We start from the raw sequence: 24,695 nt of genomic DNA, 5'->3' as shown, positions 1-24,695 counted from the left end.
TCATCCATCCAGCCAAAAGAGAGGGCCCCGCCATCCATGATGGCGGGGCCCTTTACATTAACAGCAATGCCGCTGATTCAATCGTTCGCGCTGGCAGGGGCCACTGAAATGGTTGGCCCGAACCCGATTAGACAGGAATGGCTGTCGCCGCCAGTGGCGGAGCAATTTTCGAGGCGATCAGCAGGCGCAGGCGGGGCACCAGCAGCAGCAACACCACGCCGCCCGCCAGCGAGCCCCAGCCCAGCATATTGAATACCGAGCTGTAGCCCGGGTTGGTGGCCACCGGAGAGCTGCCGATATTCTGCGGCATGGCGCCGGAGACATAGCCTGCCAGCACAGAGGCAACGCCGGTCACCATCATCCAGCAGCCCATCATCAAGCCTTGCAGGCTGGCGGGGGCCAGCTTGCCAATCATGGCGTAGCCGATGGGGGAGATCAGCAGCTCGCCAAAGCTCTGCAGCACATAGCTGATGGCGATCCACTTGAAGGCGACCAGCCCGTCGGCCCCCGCCAGATGGATACCGATCGGCAGCACCAGCATCCCCAATCCCATGCAGAACAGGGAGGCTGCAAACTGGGAGGGGATGTCGATATTCCACCCCTGTTCGCGCAGCCGCTGGAACAGCAGCGCCATCAGCGGGCCACCGATGACGATGACGAGGGTGTTGATGTTTTGGATCCACTGGGGGGCGACCCGCAGCCCGAACACGTTGAGGTTGATGTTGTGCTCGGAGAAGAGCATCAGCCCCATGGGCGCCAGCTGGTAGAGCGACCAGAAAATGAGGGAGCCAAGGGCGAGGATCAGGTAGGCCACCATGCGGCTGCGCTCGGCGGCGTCCGGGTGGCGGGCGGTCATCACGCAGAGCAGCACCAGCACCACGGCCCCCAGGATCAGCACGAAGCTGCCGCTGAAGCTGGCGTGGGTCAGCAGCAGGCGCAGCGCCGGCACCAGCATGGCCAGAATGGCGATCCCGGCCAGCATGCGGCGGTAGAAGCCGCTCCCTTTGACATGGCGCAGCGGGGTGCTGATATCCGCCAGAATTGGCCAGCAGGCGAAGGTGGCGATGATGGCGATGATGTTGCCCAGCGTCGCAAACAGGAACAGGGTGCGGTAATCCTCGGTGAGCTGGAAGTAGCCCGCCACCGTGAAGCCGATAAAGAAGCCCAGATTCATCCCGGCGTAGTTCCACAGGAAGGCGCTCTCGCGGCGGTGATCATCCGGGGCGAAGCGCTGGGTCAGCATCATGTTGAGGCAGGTGACGTTGAGGCCGCTGCCGGTAAGGAACATGGCGAGCCCCCAGTAGAGGCCGGTGATCCCCATCTCGGCGATGAAGTAGCAGCCGATCACCTGCAGCACCATCCCCATCACGAACAGGTTGCGGTTGCTGAGGTAGCGCCCGCCGAGATAACCGCCAAACAGGTGCAGGCCATAGTTGAAGGCTCCGAAGACCCCCATCATGGTGTTGGCCTGGGATTCACTGAAGCCGAGCCGCTTGGTGGCGTAGAGCACCAGGGTGGAGTAGAGCACGGCAAACCCCAGGGTCGAGAAGGTCTGGATAAAGAACAGCGCCCCGGAGCCAGGGGGAATGGTGGGGTGTTGATTCGAAGCGCTCACGGTCTGTCTCCTGTGAGAGAAGAAAGTCATAACTCGTCCTGAGAGCGTACCGGTCTGCTGCCGGCTAGCCTTGTGCGCTTCCATGCTGGTCTGAAGGCCGGTCTGTCATTTAGCGGCCAAGCGGTGCAAATAGCCATACCTGAAATTTAATCCGGCGCGATTAATTGCTTTTTATTGATCTATTCCGCCTTTTTATGCGGTTTTGACTGCTGAAAAGCTGGCGCTGGCCGGGTAGGTATCAGAGTTGCCGGGGTTGAATGGAGCCTTTTTTAGGCTGAACTGATTTGATAGTGAGATCGCCATCCCGCTTTTGGCTGCTCTTTCGCCATCGCCGCCGGCATGTTGAGTGGCAGCTTATTTATTCAGTTTCACTGTTTGAGTGAATAAATATTGAAAATGAGGACTTGCTCAGAGCCAGATGGTGTGGGGGATTTTTGAGCGTTTCATCGCAGGGGCTAATATATATTCTTGTTGTAATAACGTGATACAGATTAGTTTCGACAGATAGGTGACTTAAGATAGTCGGATAATATATCAATAAGAGCATTTTGAGGCTGGGAATCGTGATGCTATCCTTTATGAAAATATGTTTATTTTGCATTCCTTGAGTATTTCCCTCAGAGATAAAATCTGATTATGGTGAGAAAAGCTCGTAGTCCGGTGTGATAATAGAACCTTTCCGATAGGTCATATACACAATGGTTCCTTCCTCATCGACCATGGCATATGGCCATTTTCCGTTGGCTCCGTACATGGCCACATAGAGTGGGTTGAAATAATCTTGAGTCTGCCCAGCCGGGTCATACGGGAGTCGAACATGATAGATTGGATATTTACCATCGTTACATAACTCCACTTTTTTTAATATAACGCCTCGTTCCAGTAATACCTTTCTGGTCGGATGTTGCCAATTTTTCAAATCTACATTTTTACAATTATCTGCAACTTCCCTATAAAGCCGGGTATCTGACAGTAGCGGAGTATTGGCGCTGATAAGCATTAAAAGTGGCAGCAGCATAAAAATCTGACCTGTATTATGACCGGTTTATTCAGCCCTGAATCAGGGGCGCAGTATAGCTGCGAACAAGGTTTGAATGAAGCCATCTGAACTGGTTGCATCCCGATTTATTACGTCAATCGTGGGGGGCTGATGACGTAGATAGAACAACGCCCGGTAGGCCGGGCGTTGGTGCGACTGATGGGCGGTGAAAGCGGCCTTAGAAGTCGTGGTAGAGCGGCCAGCCGAGCAGCGGGTGCTTGAGACCGGCACGCATCTCGATGTTGTCGAGCTTCTCCGGCGAGGCGTTCTCTTTTTGCAGCAGCTGGTACTGGCGCACAAAGCCGAGGGTGTGCAGCAGGTTCGGCACAAAGCCCGGGCTCAGCTCCTGACGCAGGGCGGCGGCCATGTCGGCAGGCAGAGCGCTCAGCATCAGGGCGAGTTGGGCGGCGAGGTAGTCGGTGTCGTACCAGCCCTCGTCGAGCTCAATCTCCCGCGCCAGCTTGCGCTTGAGATCCTGCTTCACCTTGAGCGGGGCGGCGCCACAGCCCTTGCCACAGAGGATGCGGTAGAGCAGCGCTTCGGCCAGCTTGTCCTCCATGGTGGGGTGGTCGCTCTCGCAGGCGAAGAAGTGCTGGTCGATGAGTTCCATCAGGCGGCTCTTGTTGTGCTCGGTCAGCGCCTTCTCGTACTCCTGCCACCCTTGCCACTCCTCCACATCTGGCGGGCTCGAGATCTTGTCCAAGAGCCGCGCATCCACGTCACCGTAGAGGCTGTTGCCAGCCTGCTTGGGGCTGACGGTGATGAGCATCGACCAGCCCTTCTGGAACGGCTTGATGGGGCCTTCCGGCGCCTGCAGCAGCGCCAGCGCCTTGGCCGGATCCCGCGCCGAGAGCTCCTGCAGGCCGAGGCTCACCACGCCGATGACGTCGTGGGCGGCCTGCTCCAGCAGGTGCATCTTGTACTTGTTGTAGTACTTGTCGGCGAATTTGAGGCTCATCAGCACCGCCTTGCCCTTGATGGCGGCCAGCTGCTGCTGACTCAAGAGTTCGTTGTCGCGGCCAAAGCGCAGCACCTGGGTCAGAAAGGGGCCCTGGTTGGCATCGCGAATGACTAACTGCATGAATGGGCTCCTTAATCCAGAAAGCTGAACATGTCGTCGACGTCGCCGTACTCGTCTTCCTCGACCTTGTTCTTCTCTTTGGCCTGCATCACCAGTTCGGCGGCAAACTTGTTGATGATGCCGTCCCAAGTGGAGTGCTCGTTGCGTAGCAGCGCCTTGATGGCTTTCTCCACCTCGGGGGCCAGCTCGCGAATGAGCATCAAGAGGCTGCGCGGGTCATCCAGCGCATAGTCGTGGACATCCTCGCTCTGCTGGCGCTCGCTGTAGCGCAGGGACTCTTCGAGATCTTCCTCTTCGGCGTGCAGCACGTCGCGATAGCCTTCGTCCTCTTCATAACGATCGCCACGATAGAACTCGATAAAGGGGATGGCGAGGTAGAAGAGACCGGCCGGATCTTCGGCCACGCACTCGAGGATCTCGCGCTGCTTGGCTTCGCTATCCTGGGTGCGGATCAGGTAGTTGAGGAAGTCGAAGGTGTGTTGTTGCAGCTCGTCGGCGTTGTTCTTGATCGCCTCTTCCCAGTAGAGGGGCTGCTGGCAGACGATGTCGCGGATCCGCTCCGGGGTCATCAGCTCGGAGATGATGGAGGGGAAGGAGATATCGTGCTGGCCGTTAATCTGGGTCAGGGTAACGATATCAATGTTTTCAATCACTTCTGCCAGCTGGTCGTCAGACATGGTCTTGGCGATCAGCTCGAACTTCTCGCTGGCCTGCTTCGGCTCGATAACGGCCAGCTCTTTGATCTCGATGGCGGTAATTTCTATCAGACTGTTGCTCATGCCTTGCCCCAATTAGAAACGGACTTCGTCGTACATATCCTGATCGCCGTCGTCATCACCATAGCGGTCACTGCCGCCGTGGTAGTCGGCGTCGGCATCTTCCCCGTCTTCATCTTCTTCGTCGCGCAGATCATAGTCGTCATCGCCGCGGTGGCTGCCGCGCGGCAGCGGGTTATCGAGCAGGAACAGCACGGCGCAGGCTTCCATCAGCTGATCTTCGCTCTGGGCCCGCACCGCCTTGACCAGCGGCAGGGCGGCGTTGTTGAAGCCGACGCTCACCTTGAACTCGTCCCAGCTTGGCTGCTCGCCGCTGGCGAGCCACTTGTTCCACTGCGACTTGGCCTTGGCCGGGAACTGCACCCGGCCATAGAGGGCCAGCGGCAGATACTCGGGCATAAACTCCAGCATGCTCATATCGGCCAGCAGCAGGCTCTTCATCTGGTCGGTGAACTGTTCCAGCCCCTTGGGGTCGTCCTGATCCCGGTAGGATTCGATGTTTTCGCTGGCATCGCTTTGCAGCGACTTGAGCCGCGCCTGGTCCCATCTCTTTTGCATAGTTGCTCTTTTTGCCTGCTGTTTCAGGGGTAGAACTGATCCCACATCTCCTGCATGGCGGAGGCGGGGTCGGTCACGATGACGTTGTTGAAATCCTTGATAAAGGCGGCCCGCTGTTTCGGATCGGACAGCACTTCATAGGCCTGCTTTACCTGGTGCAGCTTGATGGCTGCCTGCTCTTTCTCTTCTTCACTGGCCCCGTGCAGCTTGTCGGGGTGGTACTGGTTCGACAGCCGACGATAGGCTTTCTTGATGTCGTTTTCGCTGGCGTTGGACTTGACGCCCAGCACCCGAAAGTAGTTGTTCATGGCAGATCCTGCATCACTGGCATCATAGGATTCACGCTGCGAGTGCCTGATGGTGGGGATTGGCAAACCAGGCACGGCAAAAACCCGTCATTTTAACGGAAACAGCCCGCCAACGCGATGAGTTGGGCGATCAATTAACGGGCGAAATGAAGAGGGGTCAGTTGAGAGCCTATTGTTGCCAGTCGATCTGGCCAGTGCAAGGGCGGCGGGGCAAAAGCGATGAAAAAACGGGCAGGAAAGGGGTGGGCGGCAGGCCGGGGTAAGACTGCCGCCACAGGGGTTACTCCTCCCAGAAGGAGGCGGAGGTGTGGTAGATCATCTTCTTGCTCATCCCGCCATCGACCACCAGATTGGCGCCGTTGATAAAGTCGTTGCGAGGATCGGCCAGAAAGAGGCAGGCGCGGGTGATGTCGTCGGGGCGACCGACCCGGCCGCTCGGATGCTGGCGGTGATCCGCCTCGGTCAGGGTGTGGTAATCCTCCGCCTGGATCCAGCCCGGACTGATGGCATTGACCGTGATGGGATGGTCGGCCAGCGAGTTGGTGAGGGACTGGGTGAGGGCGACCAGTGCCCCCTTGGAGGCGCCATAGGCATCCCAACCCGGCTCGTTCTGCTGCCAGCGGGTGGAGGCAATATTGATGATGCGGCCATAGGGCAACCCGCGGTTGGCCTGCACAAAGGCGCGGGCGCAGAGCATGGCACCGCGCACATTGACCGTCATCACCTGATCGAACTGGGCTGCGCTCAGCTCCTCGAAGCGGGTGTGGAACTTGCTGATGGCGCCATTGTTGATCAGCAGGTGGATGCCGCCATGCTGTGTGCGCACCTCGGCAAAGAGCCCCACGATAGCCTGCTCGTCCCGCAAATCGAGCGGGTGAAAGTGGATCTCGGGATGGTCGAAAGCGTGAGGAGCCAGATCGGTGGCGATCACCCGATAACCCGCCTCGGCCAGCCCGATGCAGAGCTGGCGGCCAATCCCGCCAGCGGCGCCGGTGACCAGTGCAATTGGGGTGTGGTTGGTCAACTCGTTCATTGTGCCGCTCCATTGCGCGCCCGCAGCACCTTGATGAGAGCCGAGACCTCCTGCTGACCAAATCCTTGCGCCACTCCTTCCTCAAACAGATCGGCGGCAAAGCGCGGGAAACGGCTGTCGATCCTGGCATCGCTGGCATGGCCGGCGAGGCGGCTGATGGCGGCGCTCCAGGTTTTCAGGCTGGCGTAGGGGTGATCGAAATCGCCGCTCGCCAGCGTCTTGCCCAGATGGGCCACATCACCACCCAAAATCGGTGAAAGCTCGCTGAACTGAGCGCACACCTTGGCTACCAGCAACCCTTCCGCCTCGCAGATTAGGGCGCCGTGCAGGGCACCAAGCAGACCACCGGCAAAGTAGGCGGCAACGGCACAATCTTGCGCCGCGGCGGCGCCCACCGCCTCGGCCACATGGTCGAGGGTAGGGGCGAGCAGGCGCAGCACCAGCTCGGCCTCGCTAAAGGCAGCGCTGGCTCCCGAGCAGATGATGCTGGCATCGCTGGTGCCGATCTGATCCGGGAAGCAGAGGATGGCGCCATCGAGATAACGGGCGCCGCGGGCGTGGCTCCAGTTCTCCAGCGCTCTGGCCCCCTGCGGACTGCCGGTGGAGAGCTGCACCAGCAGCTTGCCCGCCACGGCGTCGCGCGCCTCGTCCAGCAACTGCAGGCTGACGGCGTAGTTATCGACGCAGACAAGGGTGATATCACTTGCAGCGATGGCTGCGCCAACCGAGGGGGCGAGTGTTGCACCCAGCGCCTGCAGCGGGGCCGCCTTGGCGGCGCTGCGATTCCAGACGGTGACCGGATGGCCCGCCTTGAGCAATGTGGTGGCGAGGGCGGAGCCCATGGCCCCGAGGCCGATGACAGAGAGATGGCGCATGATGGCTCCTGGCTGTGTTGATAGACGACGATATAGGGAATTGAGATGCCTTGTGGCAGGTAAGCCACTATATTTGCCCAGTGTCGCCGTGAAAAATGGCTTTTATGACTGTCTGGTATAGGTGAATTCTATGGATGTGCGAACCCTGCGTGCGTTTGTGGCTGTCTTCGAGGAACGCAACATCACGGCGGCGGCCACCCGCCTCTTCATCACCCAGCCTACCCTATCCACCACCATCAAGATGCTGGAGGATGAGCTGGGGGTGACCCTGTTTATGCGGCAGGCGCGCGGGGTGGAGGGGACCGAAGCGGCGCACCGGCTCTATCCCCGCGCCAAGCGGCTGATTACTGACACCGACTCCCTCGCCCGCGAGTTTCGTGAAACCACCCCCTGTCTCGAGCTGACGGTGGGGATTGAGGCGGATCTGGGTGATGGCGTGGTGGGGGCGCTGGTGCAAGGGGCGATCGCCCACGAGGAGATCCTGCTGACCCTGGAGGAGGGCTGTTGTGGCGATGTGCGGCTGGGGTGCGAATCCCTGCGCTGTGGTGACGAGCTCTTTATCCCCCTGCTGGAGGAGGAGTTCGTGCTGGTGCTGCCGCCGGATCACCCGCTGGCGGGCAAGGGGGCGCTCACCCCGGCAGCGTTGGCGGACGAGCCCTGGGTCACCTGCCCGCGCCACGACTCCCACCTGCGGCTGATCGCCATTCTCGGCAATCAGGCGCCGCTTTATCCACGGCGGGCGGGGTCGCTGCGACTGGCAGCAACCATGGTGGCCGCCGGGGCGGGGATTGCCTGGTTGCCTCGTTCCCTCTGTCCGCCCGGCTGTACAGTCGCCGAGCTGGCGGCCTCTTCCTTCAAGCGGCGGGTGGGGCTCTGCTACGCCCCCGATGCGTTGCGCTCGGCAGCAGTGGCCGCTCTACTGGAGCAGGTGCGCGGGATGCAGCTCCCCGCCTGATGTCGGCATAAAAATGTCTGCATAAAAAAGGGCCATCCGGTGGGATGGCCCTGTTGAAGGCAATGTTGTTGCGTGGCTAGAGCGACGCCCACCAGAGCCGCAGCTGCAAGCCCCACTTTGAGCTCCAGCCGGTGGTGCTGCTCACAAGCGTCCCATCCTTGATAACGAGGAACGTCGGGGTAACCCCCACCTGCCACTTGGCAGCCAGCGCTCCCGACTCGTCGTTGTGGGTCGGGAAGGTGAGCCCCTTCTTGCTCATCCCCTTGCCTAACTGCTCGGAATTGCCGGAGCGCAGCGCCACCGTCAGCACGTTTTCCCCCTCTTGCCAGAGCTGCTGCACGGCCGGGGTGGTGAAACGGCACACACCGCACCAGCTGGCCCAGTAGTAGACCAGCAGCGGCTTGCCTTGACTTAAGGTAGCGAGATCCGTGCTGCTGCCATCCTGCAGGGTGACGGGGGCGCTCATCGCCCCCTCCGGCAGGGTTGGGCTGCGCCACAGATCCAGCAGGGTCGAGATGATCAGCGCCATCAGCAGCAGCCAGAGCGCCTCCTTGCCCCAGCGGCGCCAGCGGGGTTGAGGATTGGTGGTCATTCTTTACCCCTGCTTGGCCAGTTCGGCCTTCACCAGCTGCTCCAGCTCCTCATAGGGGATGGCGCCCGGTACCAGCTGGTTGCCAATCAGGGTCGCCGGTGTGCCCTGTACCCCGAGGATGGTGCCGATGCGCAGGCTGTTGCGCAGCTCTTCGGTCGCCTTGGCGGCCGGTTTGAGCGCGGTGTTGCCGGTGGCCGCCAGTGCCTTGTTGATGTCCGCCTCGGTCAGCATCCCCTGCTTGCTCATCAGCTTGTCGTGCAGGGTGAGGAAGCGGGCGGGATCCTGTTGCCACAGGGTCAGGCTGTATTGGGCCGCCTTGGCGGAGGTCTGCCCCTTGAATGGCAGCAGCTTGATCACCAGCCCCAGATCGTCCGGATAGGCCTTGAGCAGTTTGGTCAGCTGGGGATCGAACTGCTTGCAGTAGGGGCAGTTGTAGTCGGTGAACAGCACCAGCGTCAGCTTGGGGTTCTTGGCGCCGAGGCGCGGGCTGGTGGCGCTGTTGAACAGCACATCCTTGTTGCCCTTGATGAAGTTGCCAAGCTGCGCCTCCTGGGCTGCCGCGTTCTGCTTCTCCCAGGATTCGGCGGCCTCATCGAGGATCTTGGGGTTGGCGATCAGTGTCTCGCGGATCAGCTCCTTGATGCGCGCCTCCTGCTCCGGGGTGAAGGGGGCAGCGTGCAGGGCCGGAGCCAGCAGGGTTGCGGAAAGGGAGGCCAGCAGGGTCAGGGCGCTAAGAGTCGGTTTCATGGTTGCTCCTTAAAATCGGGTGGTGCCAGCCTGAAGCAGGCCAGCCTTGTGCAATGTGGTCAGCAGATCGTCCTTGTCGAGCAGGGGTGACAGCGTGACCCCCTGCGGCAACTCCGGGCCGTAAATCTGGTTGAAGGGGACGGCCGCCGCGCCCCGCTTACGCAGGAAGGCGGCGATGGTGTCGTTCGGTTTGCTCCAGTCGCCGCGCAGGGCCACCACATCGGGGGCAGAGAGGGCCTGTTGCACCTCATCGCGCAGCAATACGTTGTATTTGTTGGCCTTGCAGGTGACGCACCAATCGGCGGTGACATCGACGAAGACCCGCTTGTTCTGGGCCAGCGCATCTGTGATGGCTCGTTCCGAGAGCGGTTGCCAGACCACCCGGTCGACGTTGCCCGACCCCTGCGCGCTAAAGGCGCCACTCAGCAGCAAGGGGCTGCCAATCAGGGCGGTAAGGGCTATCGCCAGCGTGAAGCCGCGGATGCCGTAACGCCAGATGATGCCAATCAGCAGTGCCAGCAGCATGGCAACCATCAGCCAGCCGGTGGCATAACTGCCGAGATGGTTGTCGAGCAGGCTGGTGAGCCAGAGGCTGGAGCCCAGCATCATCAAGCCGAGCAGGATGCGCAGATGGTTCATCCAGCGCCCCGGTTTCGGCAGCCAGAGGGCGAGCCGTGGCAGGGCCGCCACCAGCAGCCAGGGCAGGCTCATGCCAATTCCGAGCGCGGTGAAGATCAGCCAGAGCTGGCCGAGTGGCGCCGCCAGCGCAAAGGCCACCGCGGTGCCGAGGAACGGTGCCGAGCAGGGGGTCGCCAGCAGAGTGGCGAAGCTCCCCTGCAGGAAGTGACCGCCGAGGCCGTTGCCGCCGCTGGTGGCGAGGCGGGTGCTGAGGGCGCTGGGCAGGCGGATCTCGAACAGCCCCAACAGGTTGGCGCAAAACAGCAGGGTGACCAGCACCATCAAGCCGATAAAACCGGCGCTCTGGAACTGGATGCCCCAGCCGACGGCCCCTTGCGTGGCGCGCAGCAGGCTGCTCATGGCGGCCAGCACCCAGAAGGAGGCGATGATCCCGGCGCTGGCGGCGAGGAACTGCTTGCGCACCGCTCCCTGTTCACGCTCCTGATGTTGCAACACAGTTCCCAGCTTGAGCGCCAGCACCGGCAGCACGCAGGGCATCAGATTGAGGATGAGGCCGCCGAGCAGCGCCGCCCCCAGCAACCAGAGGAGGGGCTGGCCCGGCGCTGGCAATACGAGCGCTTCGCCAATCGAGCCTTTGGTCTGCCACGCCTGTTCGCCACTGGTAAGCAGCAGACCGAGGGATTGGCCACGCAGATCCGGCGCATCTCCCTGCCAGCCATCGCTCACCGGCACCCGGGCGATCAGGGTGTTGCCTTCGACCTCAAGCGCCGGTTTGCCAAATTCGGCACCCTCCAGAGCGTCGATAAAGAGCGCTGGTGATTGCCAGCCTTCTGCCCGCTCGGCGCGCAGTTGCAGCTGGTTGTGCTGATAACCGAGCTCGACCCGGGTTTCGGCAGGCAATTGCTGGGGCAGGTTGCTGATGGCCTTGGCCCAGACAAAGTCGAAACCGGCCGGGGCCTGCCCATCCACCGAGAGGGTGAAGGGAAAGTCGGTCAGGATGCAGACATTGCTGCAGGTGGAGAGGCGAAGAGTTCCCTTGAGCGGTTGCCAGGTGGGGTAGTTGAGGCTCAGAGGGAAGGTCGTATCACCCTGATAACCCTGGGTGCTGAGCCCGGCTACCTCGAAGTGGCGTGGCACCGGCCAGCGCCACTGAAAGGCACCGACCGGCTCATCCCACAGGATCTGGGGGGCAATCCCCCCTTCTCCCGGACTGTGCCAGTAGGTCTTCCAGCCCGACTCCAGCTCGACATCGAGCAGGATGCGGGTCTGATCTGCCGTGCTGCGGTCGGCCTGCAGCCGCACCCGGGCGTGATCATTCTGTGGGCTGGTGAGCCAGCCCGTGTCGCTGGCCAATCCCGTGGATTGCCACAGCAGACCGCCCAGTAGCAGGGCCGCCTTGAAGAGATTCGACATCTTTTTGGTCTCGCAAAAATTGAGTGACAGCTAACGAAAGAACGCTGCCGAACTCATTCCCGCCAGACGCACAGGGTGAGGTGCAGACGCCGCTCGGGCGGCGAGATGACTCTGGGAGGGGGCAGTGGCGGTGTGTAGCGCCAAAGGGGGGCCAGCAGGGCGATCAGCACCGCCACTGCAAAGAAGAGCTGTTCGACGCAGAGCAGGGTGGCGGCGCTTAGCCACTTGCCGTTGAGCTGGCAGCTGGTGGGCTGCGGGCTGGCCGGTTTGGCATCCTCTTGATCCGTTGCCGAGCCTGGAACGGGCAGTGCCTGACAGCTGAGGGCGTGATCGAGCAGGGCAAGCCGGGCCAGCGGCTGGGCAGCACAATTGAGCACCAGCAGGCAGACCAGCAGCAGGAGATGTTTCGCTACCCGTTGTTGCAAAATCATGTTCGCCCCGTCCATCAAGATGGGGCCATCCTAACGACCAATGGCGGGTGGGGCAAGTCGGCGACGTATTGATGAGCAGGACTGTGGGTGGCGCGACGGGGAGGGTGGTCGGTTCTGTTTGGCGAACGCTTGTTCGCTAAAAGGGGGATCAGTATACTGCGCCGAGTTAAAACTCGAGGTGTTCGATGCTCAAAATTGCCCGTGTGCTGCTGCTTGGTCTGCTGCTCATTTTCTGGTTCCTGTTCGGCCTGCTGCTCTGTCTGGTTCGTCCGCGCCATCCCAACAACGTCTATGTTTTCGCCCGCATGTATCACGCGGTCTGCCCGCTGATCGGGCTGCGAGTCAAGGTGACGGTGGCCGACGAGGTCAAATCGGTCGGCCCGGCGGTCTACGTCTGTAACCACCAGAGCAACTTCGACATCTTCACCGTGACCGGTGCGGTGCAGCCCGGTGTGGTGGCGGTGGGTAAGAAGAGCCTGCTCTGGCTGCCGCTGTTCGGCCTTATCTTCTGGCTCTCCGGCAACGTGCTGATCGACCGCTCCAACCGCTCCCGTGCCATCGGCACCATAGGTCAGGTGGTGGATCGCATCAAGAACCGTGGCACCTCCATCTGGATGTTCCCGGAAGGGACCCGCTCCCAGGGACGTGGCCTGCTGCCATTCAAGGCGGGCGCTTTCCACACTGCGGTACAGGCTGAAGTGCCCGTGGTGCCCATCGTCTGCTCCAGCTACTTCGGTCAGGTCGACCTCAATCGCTGGGATAACGGCGAAGTGCTGGTGGAAGTGATGGCCCCGGTCTGCAGCAAGGAACACGGTGCCAGCGGCATTCGCGATCTCTCCGACACCTGCCGCGCCCGGATGGAGGCCAAGCTGGCCGAACTGGACAGCAAGCTGGGCCACAGCCACGCCGCCTGACGGATAGCGCAGACGAATCGACAAGGGAGCCAGAGGCTCCCTTTTTTGTTGGTAAAAATCACCACCTGGTTGGCTATTCTCACCAACAAGCCCTTCTTGAATTTCCTCAGTAAATTCCCATCTATATGTAAAACAACAATAATTTTTCTTGGCACGGCTCTTGTAATGCTATGGGAAGAGATAGCCATCCCATCAACAAGGAGCCAGACCATGAGCGTATTCAGCCGCCTGACCGACGTGATTAATGCCAACCTGCACAGCCTGCTCGACAAGAGTGAAGAGCCGGAGAAGATGCTGCGCCTGATGATCGAAGAGATGGAGCAGGTGCAGGTCGAAATGCGTACCCAGGCCGCCCGCGTGATTGCCGAACAGAAACAGCTGGAGCGTCACCAGCAGGCGTTGCAGGCGCAGATCCTGGAGTGGTCGGCCAAGGCCGAGCTCGCCATCCAGAAGGGGCGTGAGGATCTGGCCCGTGCAGCCCTCACCGAGAAGCTGGCGGAGGTCAAAAAATGTGAACAGCTGGAGCAGGACAAGGCCCGGGTGGCCGAGGTGCTGGCCCAACTTACCGCCGACAGCGAGCGACTGGCGGCCAAGCTGACCGAGGCCCGCGAGAAGCAGAAACTGCTGACCCTGCGCGAGCAGACAGCCCACAGCCGCATTCGTGCCCGCGCCCAGGTGGACAACCAGCGCATGCATGAGCTGATGGCGCGTTTTGACGGTTTTCAGGGCCGGGTCGATCAGCTGGAAGCCCAGCTGGAGGCGGCCACCCTGGGGCAGAATCCCTCGCTGGAGGCCCAGTTCCGCGAGCTGGAGCTCAATGACGAGATCGAGCGCGAGCTGGCTCGCCTCAAAGGCCAGAAGGCGGAGGTGTAATCATGAGCCCCTGGCCCAAGGATCTGGTGCATCGCAAGCTGAGCGGGGTCTGCGCCGGTATTGCCAGGCGGTTGGGGGTCTCCAGAGTCACGGTGCGGGTGGTGGCACTGCTCGCCCTGATCCTGATGCCGCCGCTGGCACTGGCCGCCTATCTGCTGGCGGTGCTGGTGATGCCGCCCCGTTATGAATTGAAGCGCTGGCTGGATTGACCGAAGGGTTGATCAGCCGGCAGACAAGGTACTGATAAGGAGCAAGTTATGCTGGAATTTTTCATATTGCTGGTGGTGCTGCTGGTCATGGCACTGACCGGTTTTACCCTGGTAGCCATGTTGCTGGTGAGCGGCCTGTTCGTGCTGCTTGGGGCACTGGGCGGCATGCTTGCTCTGATCATCAAGCTGGCCCCCTGGTTGCTGCTGGTGCTGGCGGTTTGCTGGCTGATCAGTAACCGCAGCAAGCGTTCCAATACCTACCTCTAACCCGCCTGAGGTTTTGCAAGACGTTGTGTGATGCTCCCTGATTTCCCCTTTCCGGCCACTCATCGAGTGGCCTTTTTTTGCCTGCATCCCTTAAGGCCGAGTCGTTTCGGTTAACCACTGCGCGCTCCAGCTCTGCCAGAGTGCCGGGCTGTGGATCAGCTGCTCCTTGAAGGATTTCGGCTGCTGCTTGAGGCGATATTCGATGCGCAGGGCCGCCCCCTTCTCGCCGACTTCCTGTTGCCACGCCAGCGTCAGCGGCCCCTTGCCGCGCAGGGCGCGAGCGCCCTTGCCACTCTGGTGCTGGCCCAGACGGCGCAGCGGATCCGTGCTGATCCCGGTATAGAGCAGGCCGGTGGCAGTACGCACCATATAGACAGACCAGCGGGAAGGGGCGGATGGTTGCTGTGCCGGTGTGGTGGTCGCGGGTTCTCTCATTCAAATTCTCTGTGCCAAACTCAGAGGCAGCTCAAGGAGGTGCGATGAGAGTCTGGTTTTGGTTGTGGTTACTGTTGTCGGTCCCGGCTCTGGGGGAGACGATCCGTCTCTACGATTACCATCAGCATCCGCCCTTCAACACCGGAGTGGATGCAGGGCTGAGCCGCGAGCTGGTCAAGTATCTCAATGAAAAGCTGGGGGGTGAACCCAGAATCGAGCTTTGGCTGGTCAATCGCGCCCGACTGGCGCTGGAGATGGCGGATCCCGACTTTGACGGTCTGGTGGTCTGGGTCAATCCCGCCTGGGTGGGGGACCCCCATCGCGAACGCTATCTCTGGACCTTTCCGGTGATGCGCGACACCAACGAGCTGGTCTCGAACATTGACAACCCGGTCACCTATCGCGGGCCTGACTCCCTCAAGGGGCTGGTGTTTGGTGGGGTGGAGGGCTACCGCTATCAGGGGATCGATGATGCAGCTGGCCGCGGGGAGCTGGTACGTCAGGATGCCAAGAAGGTGAAGACCAATCTTGAGCTGCTGGTGCGCGGTCGCATCGATGTGACGCTGGTGAGTGGTTCATCGCTGGGCTTTTTCATCGACTCACAGCACTATCAGGGCAAGCTGTTTATCTCACCCTTCCCCCAATCCAGCTATACCCGCCATATTCTGCTGCCCAAGTCTCGCCCCGAGCTGCATGCCACCCTCAACGACATCGCCGAGCAGATGGACAGGGATCCCCGCTGGCACAAGGTGCTGGAGTCCTATCGCGGTACTCCCTGAGGGCGGCGCTTGAGCCGGTGTAGCGGCAACAGGCTCACTAGCAGACCAGCCCAGACGAAGGCGAAACCGACCGCCTTGATGGGGTCCGGCGCCTCACCAAACCAGTAGATGGCGAGCAGGAAGGCGAGGCTGGGCTCGATATATTGCAGCAGCCCCACCGTGCTCATCCGGGTTCTCGCCACCGCATAGCAGAACAGCCCCACCGGCAGCAGAGTAGCGGGCGCACTGCCCATCAGCAGCAGCTTGTCAGCCAGATCTCCGTTCACGAATGCCCCTTCCCCGTGCCATGCCAGCGTGCCGATGATGATCAGCGCGACGGGCAGTTGCACCATGGCTTCCAGATAGAGGCTGGTGCCGGTGTCGTAGTGGATCTTCTTCTTGATAAGGCCATAGCAGGCGAAGTTGGCCCCCATGATGAGGGAGAACCAGGGGAGCTGGCCGTAGCAGAAGAGCATGTAGGCGAGACCCGCCAGTGCCAGAGCGACTGCCAGATGCTTTTGCGGGGTGAGCCGCTCTTTGAGGAAGATGACGGCGAATACGATATTGAACAGCGGGGTCATAAAGAAGGCGAGGCTGGTTGTCAGCACCTGCCCGGTAGTGAGGCACCAGGTGAACATGCACCAGCTGATGGACATCACGGGGCCCGCCAGCAGAATGAGGCCGAGCTGGCGCGGCTCGCTGCGCAGTTGTGCCCAGGGCACCTTGTGGCCAAGCAGCAAAAACAGGGCACCCAGCAGCATCACAGACCAGAGAACCCGATGGGAGATCAGCTCCCACATGTTGACCTCGGGCATGAATTGATAATAGAGCGGTAGCATCCCCCACAGGATGAAGGAGAGGGTCGCGGTGCCGGTACCTAGCCAGTTTTTCATTATTGTCCGTTTATTAAATTAAACATCCATGGCGATAGTAGGGGGCGCGCCCTGTTTCCACAAGAGGGAAAACAGGGAAATGCTGGTACTATCAACGTCATGCAGCGAATCGATAAGTTGTTTGAGCAAATCAGGGCCTGCCGTCTGTGCGAGGCTCATCTGCCGCTGGGGCCTCGTCCAGTGATCCGCGGGGCCGAGAGTGCCCGCCTGCTGATCATCGGTCAGGCGCCCGGCACCCGGGTGCATGCCAGCGGTATCCCGTGGGATGACCCCTCCGGTGACCGGCTGCGCCAGTGGCTTGGTGTCGATAAGGCCACCTTTTACGACCAATCCCGCATCGCCATCATGCCGATGGGGCTCTGCTATCCCGGCAGGGGAAAATCCGGCGATCTGCCGCCGCGCCCCGAATGTGCGCCCACCTGGCACGACAAGGTATTGATGCTGTTGCCCAATATCGAACTGACCCTGCTGATCGGCCAGTATGCACAAGCCCATTACCTGCGGGGGGCGGCCAAGGGATCGCTCACCGAAACGGTGCGCAGCTGGGCCGACTATGGCCCCGGCTGGCTGCCGTTGCCGCATCCCTCCCCACGCAATACCCTCTGGCTCAAAAAGAATCCCTGGTTCGAACAGGAGATTGTCCCCCATCTGCAGCAAAGGGTCGCCCCTTTGCTGGAACGACCCTGAGCGCTTAAAGCGCCGGTTCGGCCAGCGGTTTTGGTTTGCTGCGGGCCATGGCGATGAGCGGCAGGACGATGCAGATACAGCCCAGCAGCAGCGGCAGACCCGGCTGCTCGTCAAACAGCCATACCCCGATGGCGACGGCCATCAGCAGACCGGTATATTCCGCCGAGGCGATCTTGCTCGCTTCCGCCTTGCGATAGGCCACCACGCACAATCCCGCATAGACCATGATCAGCGCCGAGGAGCCGAAGGCGGGCCACCACATCTGCCACTGCCAGTCGCCCCCTTCCCACCAGGCCAGCGCCAGGATAAAGGGCATGCTCAGCACGTTGGTGAAAAACAGGGTCTGGGCGATGGGCTGCTTGAGCGGGATGCGCTTGATCAGCAGATTGTTGAGCGCCATCGACAGCGCTACCCCGAGCGCCGCCAGTGCGGCCCAGTTCACTTCGGTCGGGCGCAGCACGATCAGCACACCGATAAACCCGATGACTGCGGTCAGCACCTTCTGGCGCGAGATCGCCTCTCCTGCCATCCACACTGCCAGCGGCACCATCATCAGGGGCGCGGCATAGAAGAGGGCATTGGCAGTAGCGAGCGGCAAGCGGGTGAGGGCCACCACCATCAGGCAGACACCGACCGCCCAGATATGGGCCCGCAACAGGTGCCACTTGATGGCCACCGGCGGGTTGCGGCGCCATGACCAGAGCAGCCAGGGCATCAGCAGAAGGGCTGCAGAAACCTGGCGGAAAAAGACAAACTGGAAGATGGGCTGATCCGGCTCCAGTACCTTGACCAGCGCATCGGAAAAGACCGCCACCATATTGCCCAGCACCAGATAAAGGATGCCGATCCCCACTGCATTCATACCACCTCCCACTTCAGATGAGGGGAGGGTAGCGTGCCGGTTGATATCCAGTAAAATGATAAAAAATGACCACCCATGAGATATTTAGATAATGAAACTTCCTCCCCTGCGTGCGGTGCAATATTTCGAGGTGGTGGCCCGGCTACTCAGCTTCTCCCGCGCCGCCCTTGAACTGAACGTCAGCCAGAGTGCGGTCAGCCACCAGATCCGCCTGCTGGAGGATTTTCTGGGGGAGCGGTTGCTGCTGCGTCAGGGGCGGCTGCTCTCGTTGACGACACAGGGCGAGAGCTATTTCGAGGGGATTGCTGCCGGGCTCGGCCAGATTGCCCAGAGCAGCGAGCAGCTGCGCGGGGGCGGCGAGATGCGGTTGCGCCTCGCGGTCTACAGCTCGTTTGCGGTGAAGTGGTTGATCCCGCGGTTGGCCGGATTGCGCCAGCTCTATCCCGAGCTGGATTTGAGTCTGGAGATGGTGGCGGAAGATCCCGAGCTCTCCGATCGGGTGGCCGACTGTTTTATCACTGTCTCACCCCACGGGCGGGGCTACTGCCACGACCTTATCTATCAGGAGCGACTCTTTCCGGTCTGCAGCCGCCGTTTGTTGCAGCAGGTAGAGGGGGAGTGGCCGGACGCTATCTGGCAACTGCCGCTGCTCTCGGTGCAATCCATCTACAAGGCGCGGGGGGAGGATTGGCAGCGCTGGGCCAAGGCGGGTGGTCTGGTGATCCCGGACGAGGCGCGGATGCACCACTTCAGCCATGTGTTGCTGGCGATGGAGGCGGCGGCCTGGGATCAGGGGGTGGCGTTCGTGAATGACTACATGCTGCGGCCCGATGATCCCCAGCTGGTGGCCTTGCCGGTACACCAGCTGGAGACGGGGGATGCCTTCTACTTTACCTGCAAACGCTCACGGGCCCATGAGCCCGCCATCAGCCGGTTACGCCAGTGGCTGATGATGGAGACACGCCAGAGCATGCCGCTCTAGCGTGGTATCAAGCCTTCTTGAACTGGCTTAGGACAAACAGGCTGGTGGCACAGACCACCACTGACGGGCCCGCCGGGGTGTCCTGATACCAGGAGAGGGTCAGCCCGCCGAGTACGGCGAGGCAGCCGATCAGCGCGGCAAAGCCGGCCATCTGTTCCGGCGTCTGGCTGAAACGGCGGGCGGTGGCGGCGGGAATGATCAGCAGGGAGGTGATGATCAGCGCCCCGACAAACTTCATCGCCACGGCGATCACCAGCCCGATCAGCAGCATCAATACGCAGCGCAGCACATCGACCCGGATCCCCTCTACCCGTGCCAGCTCTTCCGAGATGGTCATGGAGAGCAGGGGATCCCACAACCGCCACAGGGTGAGCAGCACCAGCGCACCACCGCCGTAGATCCAGAGCAGATCCATCGGTTGTACCGAGAGCAGGTCGCCAAACAGGTAGGCCATCAGATCCACCCGCACGTTATCCATAAAACTCAAGGTAACCAGACCGAGGGACAGGGCGCTGTGGGCCAGAATGCCGAGCAGGGTATCGGTCGCCACCTGCTGGTTGCGACTCATGATCACCAGCAGCATCGCCATGGCGAGGCAGCAGACCACCACCGCCAGGGTGAGATCGACCTGCAGCAGGATGCCCAGCGCGATGCCGAACAGACAGGCATGGGAGAGGGTGTCGCCAAAATAGGCCATTTTTCGCCATACCACGAAGCTGCCGAGGGGGCCAGCCAGCAGGGCGATGCCGAGACCGGCCGCGAGGGCGTATAACAGAAAGCTGTCCACTTGAATGTCCTGTTGCTTGCGCTATTTGCTGTGAGCGTTGTTGCGAGAGGGCAGGCGGATGACGGGGGCCTGCGGTTCATGATGATGGTGTTCGCCGTCGCAGTGGTGATGGTGGGTATAGACCGCCAGCACCTCCTGCTCCGGTCGCCCGAACAGGCGGGCAAATTCGGGGTGGCGCGCCACGCTTTCCGGCTCGCCATGACAGCAGACGTGGCGATTGAGGCAGATCACCTCGTGGGTGCTGGCCATCACCAGATGCAGGTCGTGGGATACCATCAGCACGGCACAATTGAACTCGGCGGCGAGCTGACCGATGAGGGCGTAGAGCTCGATCTGGCCGGTGATATCAACCCCTTGCACCGGTTCGTCCAGCACCAGCAGCTCGGGCTTGACCAGCAGGGCGCGAGCCAGCAGCACGCGCTGCATCTCACCACCCGAGAGCTTCTGCATCCGGTTTTCCAGCAATCCCTCTGCGCCCACCCGGGTCAGTGCCTCCTCGATGGAGAGGCGGCTATTTTTGCCCAGTTGCAGGAAGCGGCGTACTGTCAGCGGCAGGGTGGGATCCAGATAGAGGCGCTGGGGCACATAGCCGACTCTCAGGTCGCGGCTGCGGGTGATCTTGCCCGAATCCGGTGTGAGCAGACCCAGTACCAGCTTGCTCAGGGTGCTCTTGCCCGCCCCGTTGGGGCCGACTAGCGTGGTGATTTTGCCTTTATTGAGGGTAAAGGAGACCTTGTCGAGCACAGAGCGTCCATCAAACGAGAGAGAGACCTCTTTCAGCTCTACCAGTTGGCTCATGACAACTCCGGGGTTTACAGCCAGTGAGAGTTATAATATAACAAAAAGCAGCTGTTATATTATCACATACTCACCCCCTGACGAGATTCACCAATGAGAATTATTGCGCTTTTCACTGCCCTGCTGGCGGTGAGTTTGCCTGTTCGTGCCATTGAGGTACTGACCACCATCAAGCCCCTTGGCTTCATTGCCGCGGCGATCACTGACGGGGTGAGCGAGCCCAAGGTATTGCTGCCGACCGGTGCCTCTCCCCACGATTTCTCCCTGCGTCCGTCCGATATTCGCAGCATCAACAGTGCCGATCTGGTGGTGTGGGTCGGCCCCGAGCTGGAAGGCTTCATGGCCAAGCCGCTGGCCAATCATCCTCATGCTCTGACCCTGACTCAGGTTGATGGGATGCCGCTGTTCAACTACGCGACTCAGGATAGTCATGACTCCCATGACCATGATGATCACGATCATGCCGTCCACGAGCACGGTGACCATGATGAAGGGCATGAGGGACATCATCATGAAGGGGTCGATCCCCATATCTGGCTTGGCCCGACGCAGGCCAAAGTGATTGCCAAGGCGATCGCAAGTGAATTGGGCAAGCTGGATCCGGCCAATCAGGCTCGTTATGACGCCAACCTCGCGGCATTTGATACCAAGGTGGATGCCAAAGACAAGGTGATTGCTGGCCAGATGAAGGCGGTGAATGAGAAGGGGTACTTTGTCTTCCACGAGGCGTATGGCTACTGGGAGCGCCACTACGGCATGAGTTCAAAGGGTCACTTTACCGTGAGCCCTGAGCGTCGCCCGGGCGCCAAGACCCTGGTGGATATCCGAAAGGCACTGGAAGAGAAGCAGGCGAGCTGCATTTATGCCGAGCCGCAATTCTCACCGGCTGTGATCGAATCGGTGGCACGCAATACCGGCGCCAAGGTGCTTTTGCTTGATGAGGTGGGTGAACAGGTACCGCTCGGCCCGGATGGTTATCCCCAATTCATGCAGCAACTGGCAGACGCATTTGCCCAATGTCGCTGATTAGCGGCTGAGTCTCTCATCCGGACGGACTATACTGACCTCCAGCATCTGACATGGAGTGTCCGGTATGAAATGGTTGTTGATCCCGGCCTGCACACTGGCGCTATGTTGCGCCAGTGTGCAGGCTTCGCGCCTTTCCGAATATATTGCCAGTCCGGACCTGCGGGCCAAGCTGCAGGAAGTGTATGGTGGCAGGGCCATCCAGCGGGCCGAGGCATTTTCTCGCTTGCTCACCCCCAGAGCGGGTACAACCGACCAGCAGAAGATCGAGCTGGTGAACAACTACTTCAACAATCTCACCTACAGCGAGGATCCCAAGCTGTGGGGGGATGAGGATTACTGGGCCAATCCGCTGGAGTTCATCGGTGCCCGGGGTGGGGATTGCGAGGATTACAGCATCTCCAAGTACTACACCCTGATGGAGCTGGGGGTGGATGAGAAGAAGCTGCGGCTGGCCTACGTCAAGGCGGTGCGTTACAACCAATTCCACATGGTGACGCTCTACTTCCCGACGCCCAAGGCTGATCCACTGGTGCTCGACAACATCAACAGCCGGATCCTGCCAGGCAGCAAGCGTACCGACCTCATTCCCGTTTACAGTTTCGATGCCAAAAGCATCTGGATCATGAAGTCACGGCGGGAAGGGACGCTGGCGGGGAGTGCCGATCGGTTGGCGCAGTGGACATCGATGAAGACCCGTTTCTCCAGCGAGCAACTGCGCTCTCCTCGTCGTCAGTTATAGCTTGCCCGCCGCCTTCAACTCATCGAAATATTTCGCTGCGCCCGGATGCTGCTCAATACTCAGCACCGGGCCGGTTTTATTGCGTGCCCGGTGAAACATATTGGCGTAGCCATAAGTTTGCTCATTGAACTTGGTTTGCTGGGTCAGCATGGCCTTGGTCAGGCGATAGACAGACTCTTCCTGCATGGTGGCATTGGTAACCAGGGTGGCGGCAATGGCAAAGGTGGGAGTTGCCTTCAGATTGCCGGGGTAGATACGAGCGGGCACCTGACTACGTTGGTAATATTTGACCCCCTTGAGTAGCTGATCACGGGTGGCCCCATCGATGGGGAGGAAACTGACTGCGCAACGTTTGGCGGTGTCGAGCACAATCCGGTTAGGGTGTCCCATCACCAGTGCAAATGCGTCGATCTGCTTGCTGCAGAGCGCATCCGGCAGGTTGGCCATGCTCTTCAGATCGAGATCCTGCTCTTTCGCTCCCAAGATGTTGAACAGGGTCAGCGCCGTCTGGCGGGTCCCCGAGCTCTTCAACCCCATGTCGATGGGGGCGAGCTTGAGCTGTTCCAGTGAAGTGATATCGCCATCGGCACGGATCACTATGGTGAAGGGCTCGGCATGGGTGGCAAACAGGGCGCGCAGCTCAGGTTGCGGCTGCGTGGCAAAAGGGCCCAAGCCCTGGCTTGCCTGATACAACCAGTCTGACTGCACCATGGCGTAGGAGGTCTCGCCACTCTTCAGCCGCTTCAGGTTTTCTATTGAACCCGATGAGCTCTGCAATGTGCACGCAAGTTGCTCATCGACCTCATGGGCCAGACGGCAAAACTCATTGGTTATCTGGTGATAAATCCCCTGCTCACCCCCGGTGGCGATAGTGACGGTTTCAGCCATCAGGCAGGGCTGCCACAGCAGGGGCACCAGTATGGAAAGCTTCTTCATGATTGCGCCTCCTTGGCATAACCATCGATACCCCAGGTCCGCAGTTTGTCGATGTCGCGACACTCTCCCGATTCTGCCAGTAGGGTATAGCCAGCAGCATGCATGGTTTGGGAGAGCAGATTCCAGTAGAGCGGCGCATCGGTCAGCTGACAGCTGATAAAAATGGGATTGAGCGGGTCAAGTTGATTGAAGGTGTCCGCATTGAGAGGAATGGCGCTGAAGGCGAGCTCACACCCCTGTTCCTGCAACGCAGCCAATGTGGACTGGCCGTGGGCGGGGAATGTGGCTACATCCCAGCGCCAATCCAGTGTTTTTCCTCGACCCTGGCTTAGCAGAGGAGCGATTTCTGACCATTGCGGGTGATTGAGCAGGGAGAGGGGCAGCAAGACCCCTTCTATATGAGAGTGCTGCCACTGTTGCAGGGCGCTCTGGATGGTTGCGAGATCGCTGTCGGCACCGAGGGGCTGGCTGGGCAAGAAGCGCTGATAGAGCGCGATCTCCCCTTGTGTGGAGACAAATTTTTGCAGTTGCCCGCCTTCCGGCAGTGGGCTCACTCCTTGCAGCGGCTGTGGAGTCGTCAGTGGCAGCTGTTTTCCCAGCTGGGTGATCTTGAGTCGTTGTTGCAGCAGATCCCGTTTGCGTTCGGAAACCAATTGGTTGATGGAAAGTGCCACTTCTTTGAGGTCTTGCAACCAGGGAGTGGGCAGGGTGCTGTTGAACTGGTGTTTGCGGATACGGATCAGCTGCAGGTTGATCTGTTCCAGGGGCTGCAGCATGCGTTTGCAGACCAGAGAGATGATCAGGGTAAATACGACGAGGCCCGCCAGCAGCGCCAGACCGGTGCGACTGATGGCATTCCACAGATGCTGATAGGCGTAGCCGCTATGCCCCTCAAGGGTCAGAGTGCCCAGCATGCGCCAGCCATCGGTCAACTCTTGCTCAATCTTGACGGGGGGCATGCCGATAACCGAGGGAAGCCAGCCGGGGACATTTTGCTGGGTAGAGTGGAAGACCTTCTGAAACAGCAACTGGCCATCAGGATCGATCAGGGTGACCGAGCTGACGAAGCCGCCATCGAACATGGCATTGACGATGGTCTCGGCCAGCACATTGTCGTCATTAAGCAGGGTTCCTTGCAGCACCAGCCCGAGAGCGGTGATGGCGGTTTCCAGGTTGGCTGACATCTGGTCGAGGATGGATTGGCGGACCGTCGTGACTTCCAGTGCAAACAGCAGCGCTGCACCGATCAGGAACAGGACGACAATTATTCTGATTAACAGTTTTGCTAACGACATATCCACTCCATGGAAAAGTTATCGCAACATTTTGGGTTTCTATTCAGTAGCGAATCCGACCCGGTTCTTAAAAATAGGAAAAAATGGTTAAAAAAGACGATCATTTCTGCCCATCCGGGCGGGTTATGCATAAAATGTGAGGTTCATGCAGATTGTGATGAACTATTTG

Annotated in this window: 29 protein-coding genes; 10 read left to right on the top strand and 19 right to left on the bottom strand. The window is 60.3% G+C overall.

What is annotated here, in order from left to right:
- Nucleotides 1–127: 127 nt before the first annotated feature.
- The 8 genes from AB5Y83_RS08655 to AB5Y83_RS08620 all read right to left on the bottom strand — a co-directional run bounded on the left by AB5Y83_RS08655 (nt 128) and on the right by AB5Y83_RS08620 (nt 7,285).
- Complete coding sequence (locus AB5Y83_RS08655) at nt 128–1,615, bottom strand: peptide MFS transporter (protein WP_368175021.1); 1,488 nt, start codon at nt 1,613–1,615, stop codon at nt 128–130.
- Nucleotides 1,616–2,249: 634 nt separating this feature from the next.
- Nucleotides 2,250–2,633, bottom strand: a complete 384-nt coding sequence (locus AB5Y83_RS08650; RefSeq protein WP_368175020.1) for a hypothetical protein — start codon at nt 2,631–2,633, stop codon at nt 2,250–2,252.
- 199 nt (nt 2,634–2,832) lie between these two features.
- Nucleotides 2,833–3,735, bottom strand: coding sequence for a hypothetical protein (locus AB5Y83_RS08645; RefSeq protein ID WP_368175019.1), 903 nt, complete (start codon nt 3,733–3,735; stop codon nt 2,833–2,835).
- Nucleotides 3,736–3,746: 11 nt separating this feature from the next.
- The gene (locus AB5Y83_RS08640; protein ID WP_005335887.1) at nt 3,747–4,514 is read right to left on the bottom strand and encodes a hypothetical protein; all 768 of its coding nucleotides are present in this window, start codon (nt 4,512–4,514) and stop codon (nt 3,747–3,749) included.
- A gap of 12 nt (nt 4,515–4,526) precedes the next feature.
- Nucleotides 4,527–5,069, bottom strand: a complete 543-nt coding sequence (locus AB5Y83_RS08635; RefSeq protein ID WP_368175018.1) for a hypothetical protein — start codon at nt 5,067–5,069, stop codon at nt 4,527–4,529.
- A gap of 23 nt (nt 5,070–5,092) precedes the next feature.
- Entirely contained in the window at nt 5,093–5,377 is a 285-nt protein-coding gene (locus tag AB5Y83_RS08630) for a DnaJ domain-containing protein (protein WP_005343121.1), read from the bottom strand.
- A 280-nt stretch (nt 5,378–5,657) separates the two neighbouring features.
- Nucleotides 5,658–6,410: an SDR family NAD(P)-dependent oxidoreductase gene (locus AB5Y83_RS08625; protein ID WP_368175017.1), complete on the bottom strand. Its 753-nt coding sequence runs from the start codon at nt 6,408–6,410 to the stop codon at nt 5,658–5,660.
- The gene (locus AB5Y83_RS08620) at nt 6,407–7,285 is read right to left on the bottom strand and encodes an NAD(P)-dependent oxidoreductase (protein ID WP_368175016.1); all 879 of its coding nucleotides are present in this window, start codon (nt 7,283–7,285) and stop codon (nt 6,407–6,409) included. Before AB5Y83_RS08620 ends, AB5Y83_RS08625 begins: the two co-directional genes overlap by 4 nt.
- A gap of 130 nt (nt 7,286–7,415) precedes the next feature.
- On the opposite strand from AB5Y83_RS08620, the gene AB5Y83_RS08615 reads away from it, so the two are divergent.
- Nucleotides 7,416–8,240, top strand: coding sequence for a LysR family transcriptional regulator (locus AB5Y83_RS08615; RefSeq protein WP_368175015.1), 825 nt, complete (start codon nt 7,416–7,418; stop codon nt 8,238–8,240).
- A 76-nt stretch (nt 8,241–8,316) separates the two neighbouring features.
- Here the strand turns inward: AB5Y83_RS08615 and AB5Y83_RS08610 are convergent, their stop codons facing one another.
- From AB5Y83_RS08610 to AB5Y83_RS08595, 4 genes are read right to left on the bottom strand one after another with little or no spacing between them, the layout of a single operon-like run.
- Nucleotides 8,317–8,832 carry a protein disulfide oxidoreductase gene (locus AB5Y83_RS08610; protein WP_100652719.1) on the bottom strand — a complete coding sequence of 172 codons (516 nt, stop codon included), beginning with the start codon at nt 8,830–8,832 and terminating at the stop codon, nt 8,317–8,319.
- A 3-nt stretch (nt 8,833–8,835) separates the two neighbouring features.
- Complete coding sequence (locus tag AB5Y83_RS08605) at nt 8,836–9,579, bottom strand: DsbA family protein (RefSeq protein ID WP_005354886.1); 744 nt, start codon at nt 9,577–9,579, stop codon at nt 8,836–8,838.
- 9 nt (nt 9,580–9,588) lie between these two features.
- On the bottom strand, nt 9,589–11,631 hold the full coding sequence (locus tag AB5Y83_RS08600; protein ID WP_368175014.1) for a protein-disulfide reductase DsbD family protein: 2,043 nt from the start codon (nt 11,629–11,631) through the stop codon (nt 9,589–9,591).
- A gap of 53 nt (nt 11,632–11,684) precedes the next feature.
- Nucleotides 11,685–12,062 carry a hypothetical protein gene (locus tag AB5Y83_RS08595; protein ID WP_005335876.1) on the bottom strand — a complete coding sequence of 126 codons (378 nt, stop codon included), beginning with the start codon at nt 12,060–12,062 and terminating at the stop codon, nt 11,685–11,687.
- A 185-nt stretch (nt 12,063–12,247) separates the two neighbouring features.
- Between AB5Y83_RS08595 and AB5Y83_RS08590 the strand changes: the two genes are divergently transcribed.
- The 4 genes from AB5Y83_RS08590 to pspG all read left to right on the top strand — a co-directional run bounded on the left by AB5Y83_RS08590 (nt 12,248) and on the right by pspG (nt 14,325).
- Nucleotides 12,248–12,976 (top strand): 1-acylglycerol-3-phosphate O-acyltransferase, encoded by a 729-nt coding sequence (locus AB5Y83_RS08590; RefSeq protein ID WP_019446682.1) that lies wholly within the window; start codon nt 12,248–12,250, stop codon nt 12,974–12,976.
- A gap of 210 nt (nt 12,977–13,186) precedes the next feature.
- Complete coding sequence (pspA, locus tag AB5Y83_RS08585) at nt 13,187–13,849, top strand: phage shock protein PspA (protein ID WP_019446683.1); 663 nt, start codon at nt 13,187–13,189, stop codon at nt 13,847–13,849.
- Between the two features lie 2 nt (nt 13,850–13,851).
- On the top strand, nt 13,852–14,058 hold the full coding sequence (locus tag AB5Y83_RS08580) for a PspC domain-containing protein (RefSeq protein ID WP_005354878.1): 207 nt from the start codon (nt 13,852–13,854) through the stop codon (nt 14,056–14,058).
- A gap of 48 nt (nt 14,059–14,106) precedes the next feature.
- Nucleotides 14,107–14,325 carry an envelope stress response protein PspG gene (gene pspG / locus AB5Y83_RS08575; protein ID WP_005335871.1) on the top strand — a complete coding sequence of 73 codons (219 nt, stop codon included), beginning with the start codon at nt 14,107–14,109 and terminating at the stop codon, nt 14,323–14,325.
- 90 nt (nt 14,326–14,415) lie between these two features.
- On the opposite strand, the gene AB5Y83_RS08570 is transcribed toward pspG, so the two are convergent.
- Nucleotides 14,416–14,760 carry a GIY-YIG nuclease family protein gene (locus AB5Y83_RS08570; RefSeq protein WP_368175013.1) on the bottom strand — a complete coding sequence of 115 codons (345 nt, stop codon included), beginning with the start codon at nt 14,758–14,760 and terminating at the stop codon, nt 14,416–14,418.
- A gap of 44 nt (nt 14,761–14,804) precedes the next feature.
- On the opposite strand from AB5Y83_RS08570, the gene AB5Y83_RS08565 reads away from it, so the two are divergent.
- The gene (locus tag AB5Y83_RS08565; RefSeq protein ID WP_108541231.1) at nt 14,805–15,539 is read left to right on the top strand and encodes an ABC transporter substrate-binding protein; all 735 of its coding nucleotides are present in this window, start codon (nt 14,805–14,807) and stop codon (nt 15,537–15,539) included.
- On the opposite strand, the gene rarD is transcribed toward AB5Y83_RS08565, so the two are convergent.
- Nucleotides 15,521–16,411 carry an EamA family transporter RarD gene (gene rarD, locus AB5Y83_RS08560; protein WP_368175012.1) on the bottom strand — a complete coding sequence of 297 codons (891 nt, stop codon included), beginning with the start codon at nt 16,409–16,411 and terminating at the stop codon, nt 15,521–15,523. The two genes, AB5Y83_RS08565 and rarD, sit on opposite strands and share 19 nt — an antisense overlap.
- 99 nt (nt 16,412–16,510) lie before the next feature.
- Between rarD and AB5Y83_RS08555 the strand changes: the two genes are divergently transcribed.
- The gene (locus tag AB5Y83_RS08555; protein WP_267518671.1) at nt 16,511–17,098 is read left to right on the top strand and encodes a uracil-DNA glycosylase family protein; all 588 of its coding nucleotides are present in this window, start codon (nt 16,511–16,513) and stop codon (nt 17,096–17,098) included.
- Between the two features lie 4 nt (nt 17,099–17,102).
- Here the strand turns inward: AB5Y83_RS08555 and AB5Y83_RS08550 are convergent, their stop codons facing one another.
- Nucleotides 17,103–17,960 (bottom strand): DMT family transporter, encoded by an 858-nt coding sequence (locus AB5Y83_RS08550; protein WP_104016616.1) that lies wholly within the window; start codon nt 17,958–17,960, stop codon nt 17,103–17,105.
- A gap of 91 nt (nt 17,961–18,051) precedes the next feature.
- On the opposite strand from AB5Y83_RS08550, the gene AB5Y83_RS08545 reads away from it, so the two are divergent.
- Nucleotides 18,052–18,942 carry a LysR substrate-binding domain-containing protein gene (locus AB5Y83_RS08545; RefSeq protein WP_033115079.1) on the top strand — a complete coding sequence of 297 codons (891 nt, stop codon included), beginning with the start codon at nt 18,052–18,054 and terminating at the stop codon, nt 18,940–18,942.
- Nucleotides 18,943–18,949: 7 nt separating this feature from the next.
- On the opposite strand, the gene znuB is transcribed toward AB5Y83_RS08545, so the two are convergent.
- Together znuB and znuC are read right to left on the bottom strand one after the other, a co-directional pair.
- A complete protein-coding gene (gene znuB, locus AB5Y83_RS08540) occupies nt 18,950–19,729 on the bottom strand; it encodes a zinc ABC transporter permease subunit ZnuB (RefSeq protein WP_033115078.1) in 780 nt (259 codons plus the stop codon).
- A gap of 21 nt (nt 19,730–19,750) precedes the next feature.
- Nucleotides 19,751–20,527 (bottom strand): zinc ABC transporter ATP-binding protein ZnuC, encoded by a 777-nt coding sequence (znuC, locus tag AB5Y83_RS08535; protein ID WP_005363049.1) that lies wholly within the window; start codon nt 20,525–20,527, stop codon nt 19,751–19,753.
- Between the two features lie 93 nt (nt 20,528–20,620).
- Here znuC and znuA point away from each other — a divergent pair, with 93 nt between their 5' ends.
- Both znuA and AB5Y83_RS08525 read left to right on the top strand, forming a co-directional pair.
- Nucleotides 20,621–21,553: a zinc ABC transporter substrate-binding protein ZnuA gene (gene znuA / locus AB5Y83_RS08530; protein ID WP_368175011.1), complete on the top strand. Its 933-nt coding sequence runs from the start codon at nt 20,621–20,623 to the stop codon at nt 21,551–21,553.
- Between the two features lie 67 nt (nt 21,554–21,620).
- A complete protein-coding gene (locus AB5Y83_RS08525; RefSeq protein ID WP_042052461.1) occupies nt 21,621–22,295 on the top strand; it encodes a transglutaminase-like cysteine peptidase in 675 nt (224 codons plus the stop codon).
- On the opposite strand, the gene AB5Y83_RS08520 is transcribed toward AB5Y83_RS08525, so the two are convergent.
- Together AB5Y83_RS08520 and AB5Y83_RS08515 are read right to left on the bottom strand one after the other, a co-directional pair.
- Nucleotides 22,290–23,231 carry a TAXI family TRAP transporter solute-binding subunit gene (locus AB5Y83_RS08520; protein ID WP_368175010.1) on the bottom strand — a complete coding sequence of 314 codons (942 nt, stop codon included), beginning with the start codon at nt 23,229–23,231 and terminating at the stop codon, nt 22,290–22,292. The genes AB5Y83_RS08525 and AB5Y83_RS08520 overlap by 6 nt on opposite strands.
- The gene (locus tag AB5Y83_RS08515) at nt 23,228–24,526 is read right to left on the bottom strand and encodes a LapD/MoxY N-terminal periplasmic domain-containing protein (protein WP_368175009.1); all 1,299 of its coding nucleotides are present in this window, start codon (nt 24,524–24,526) and stop codon (nt 23,228–23,230) included. Before AB5Y83_RS08515 ends, AB5Y83_RS08520 begins: the two co-directional genes overlap by 4 nt.
- Nucleotides 24,527–24,695: the final 169 nt, after the last annotated feature.

It is taken from the genome of Aeromonas sp. R5-4 (assembly GCF_040908215.1).
GTDB classification, from domain to species: Bacteria; Pseudomonadota; Gammaproteobacteria; order Enterobacterales; family Aeromonadaceae; genus Aeromonas; species Aeromonas veronii.
This window is presented reverse-complemented; position numbering and strand designations above follow the sequence as displayed.

What these genes read in the sequence shown, in the direction of transcription:
- AB5Y83_RS08650 (WP_368175020.1), bottom strand. Translation starts at nt 2,633, where the DNA reads ATGCTGCTGCCACTTTTAATGCTTATCAGCGCCAATACTCCGCTACTG.
- AB5Y83_RS08645 (WP_368175019.1), bottom strand. Translation starts at nt 3,735, where the DNA reads ATGCAGTTAGTCATTCGCGATGCCAACCAGGGCCCCTTTCTGACCCAG.
- AB5Y83_RS08640 (WP_005335887.1), bottom strand. Translation starts at nt 4,514, where the DNA reads ATGAGCAACAGTCTGATAGAAATTACCGCCATCGAGATCAAAGAGCTG.
- AB5Y83_RS08635 (WP_368175018.1), bottom strand. Translation starts at nt 5,069, where the DNA reads ATGCAAAAGAGATGGGACCAGGCGCGGCTCAAGTCGCTGCAAAGCGAT.
- AB5Y83_RS08630 (WP_005343121.1), bottom strand. Translation starts at nt 5,377, where the DNA reads ATGAACAACTACTTTCGGGTGCTGGGCGTCAAGTCCAACGCCAGCGAA.
- AB5Y83_RS08625 (WP_368175017.1), bottom strand. Translation starts at nt 6,410, where the DNA reads ATGAACGAGTTGACCAACCACACCCCAATTGCACTGGTCACCGGCGCC.
- AB5Y83_RS08620 (WP_368175016.1), bottom strand. Translation starts at nt 7,285, where the DNA reads ATGCGCCATCTCTCTGTCATCGGCCTCGGGGCCATGGGCTCCGCCCTC.
- AB5Y83_RS08615 (WP_368175015.1), top strand. Translation starts at nt 7,416, where the DNA reads ATGGATGTGCGAACCCTGCGTGCGTTTGTGGCTGTCTTCGAGGAACGC.
- AB5Y83_RS08610 (WP_100652719.1), bottom strand. Translation starts at nt 8,832, where the DNA reads ATGACCACCAATCCTCAACCCCGCTGGCGCCGCTGGGGCAAGGAGGCG.
- AB5Y83_RS08605 (WP_005354886.1), bottom strand. Translation starts at nt 9,579, where the DNA reads ATGAAACCGACTCTTAGCGCCCTGACCCTGCTGGCCTCCCTTTCCGCA.
- AB5Y83_RS08600 (WP_368175014.1), bottom strand. Translation starts at nt 11,631, where the DNA reads ATGTCGAATCTCTTCAAGGCGGCCCTGCTACTGGGCGGTCTGCTGTGG.
- AB5Y83_RS08595 (WP_005335876.1), bottom strand. Translation starts at nt 12,062, where the DNA reads ATGATTTTGCAACAACGGGTAGCGAAACATCTCCTGCTGCTGGTCTGC.
- AB5Y83_RS08590 (WP_019446682.1), top strand. Translation starts at nt 12,248, where the DNA reads ATGCTCAAAATTGCCCGTGTGCTGCTGCTTGGTCTGCTGCTCATTTTC.
- pspA (WP_019446683.1), top strand. Translation starts at nt 13,187, where the DNA reads ATGAGCGTATTCAGCCGCCTGACCGACGTGATTAATGCCAACCTGCAC.
- AB5Y83_RS08580 (WP_005354878.1), top strand. Translation starts at nt 13,852, where the DNA reads ATGAGCCCCTGGCCCAAGGATCTGGTGCATCGCAAGCTGAGCGGGGTC.
- pspG (WP_005335871.1), top strand. Translation starts at nt 14,107, where the DNA reads ATGCTGGAATTTTTCATATTGCTGGTGGTGCTGCTGGTCATGGCACTG.
- AB5Y83_RS08570 (WP_368175013.1), bottom strand. Translation starts at nt 14,760, where the DNA reads ATGAGAGAACCCGCGACCACCACACCGGCACAGCAACCATCCGCCCCT.
- AB5Y83_RS08565 (WP_108541231.1), top strand. Translation starts at nt 14,805, where the DNA reads ATGAGAGTCTGGTTTTGGTTGTGGTTACTGTTGTCGGTCCCGGCTCTG.
- rarD (WP_368175012.1), bottom strand. Translation starts at nt 16,411, where the DNA reads ATGAAAAACTGGCTAGGTACCGGCACCGCGACCCTCTCCTTCATCCTG.
- AB5Y83_RS08555 (WP_267518671.1), top strand. Translation starts at nt 16,511, where the DNA reads ATGCAGCGAATCGATAAGTTGTTTGAGCAAATCAGGGCCTGCCGTCTG.
- AB5Y83_RS08550 (WP_104016616.1), bottom strand. Translation starts at nt 17,960, where the DNA reads ATGAATGCAGTGGGGATCGGCATCCTTTATCTGGTGCTGGGCAATATG.
- AB5Y83_RS08545 (WP_033115079.1), top strand. Translation starts at nt 18,052, where the DNA reads ATGAAACTTCCTCCCCTGCGTGCGGTGCAATATTTCGAGGTGGTGGCC.
- znuC (WP_005363049.1), bottom strand. Translation starts at nt 20,527, where the DNA reads ATGAGCCAACTGGTAGAGCTGAAAGAGGTCTCTCTCTCGTTTGATGGA.
- znuA (WP_368175011.1), top strand. Translation starts at nt 20,621, where the DNA reads ATGAGAATTATTGCGCTTTTCACTGCCCTGCTGGCGGTGAGTTTGCCT.
- AB5Y83_RS08525 (WP_042052461.1), top strand. Translation starts at nt 21,621, where the DNA reads ATGAAATGGTTGTTGATCCCGGCCTGCACACTGGCGCTATGTTGCGCC.
- AB5Y83_RS08520 (WP_368175010.1), bottom strand. Translation starts at nt 23,231, where the DNA reads ATGAAGAAGCTTTCCATACTGGTGCCCCTGCTGTGGCAGCCCTGCCTG.
- AB5Y83_RS08515 (WP_368175009.1), bottom strand. Translation starts at nt 24,526, where the DNA reads ATGTCGTTAGCAAAACTGTTAATCAGAATAATTGTCGTCCTGTTCCTG.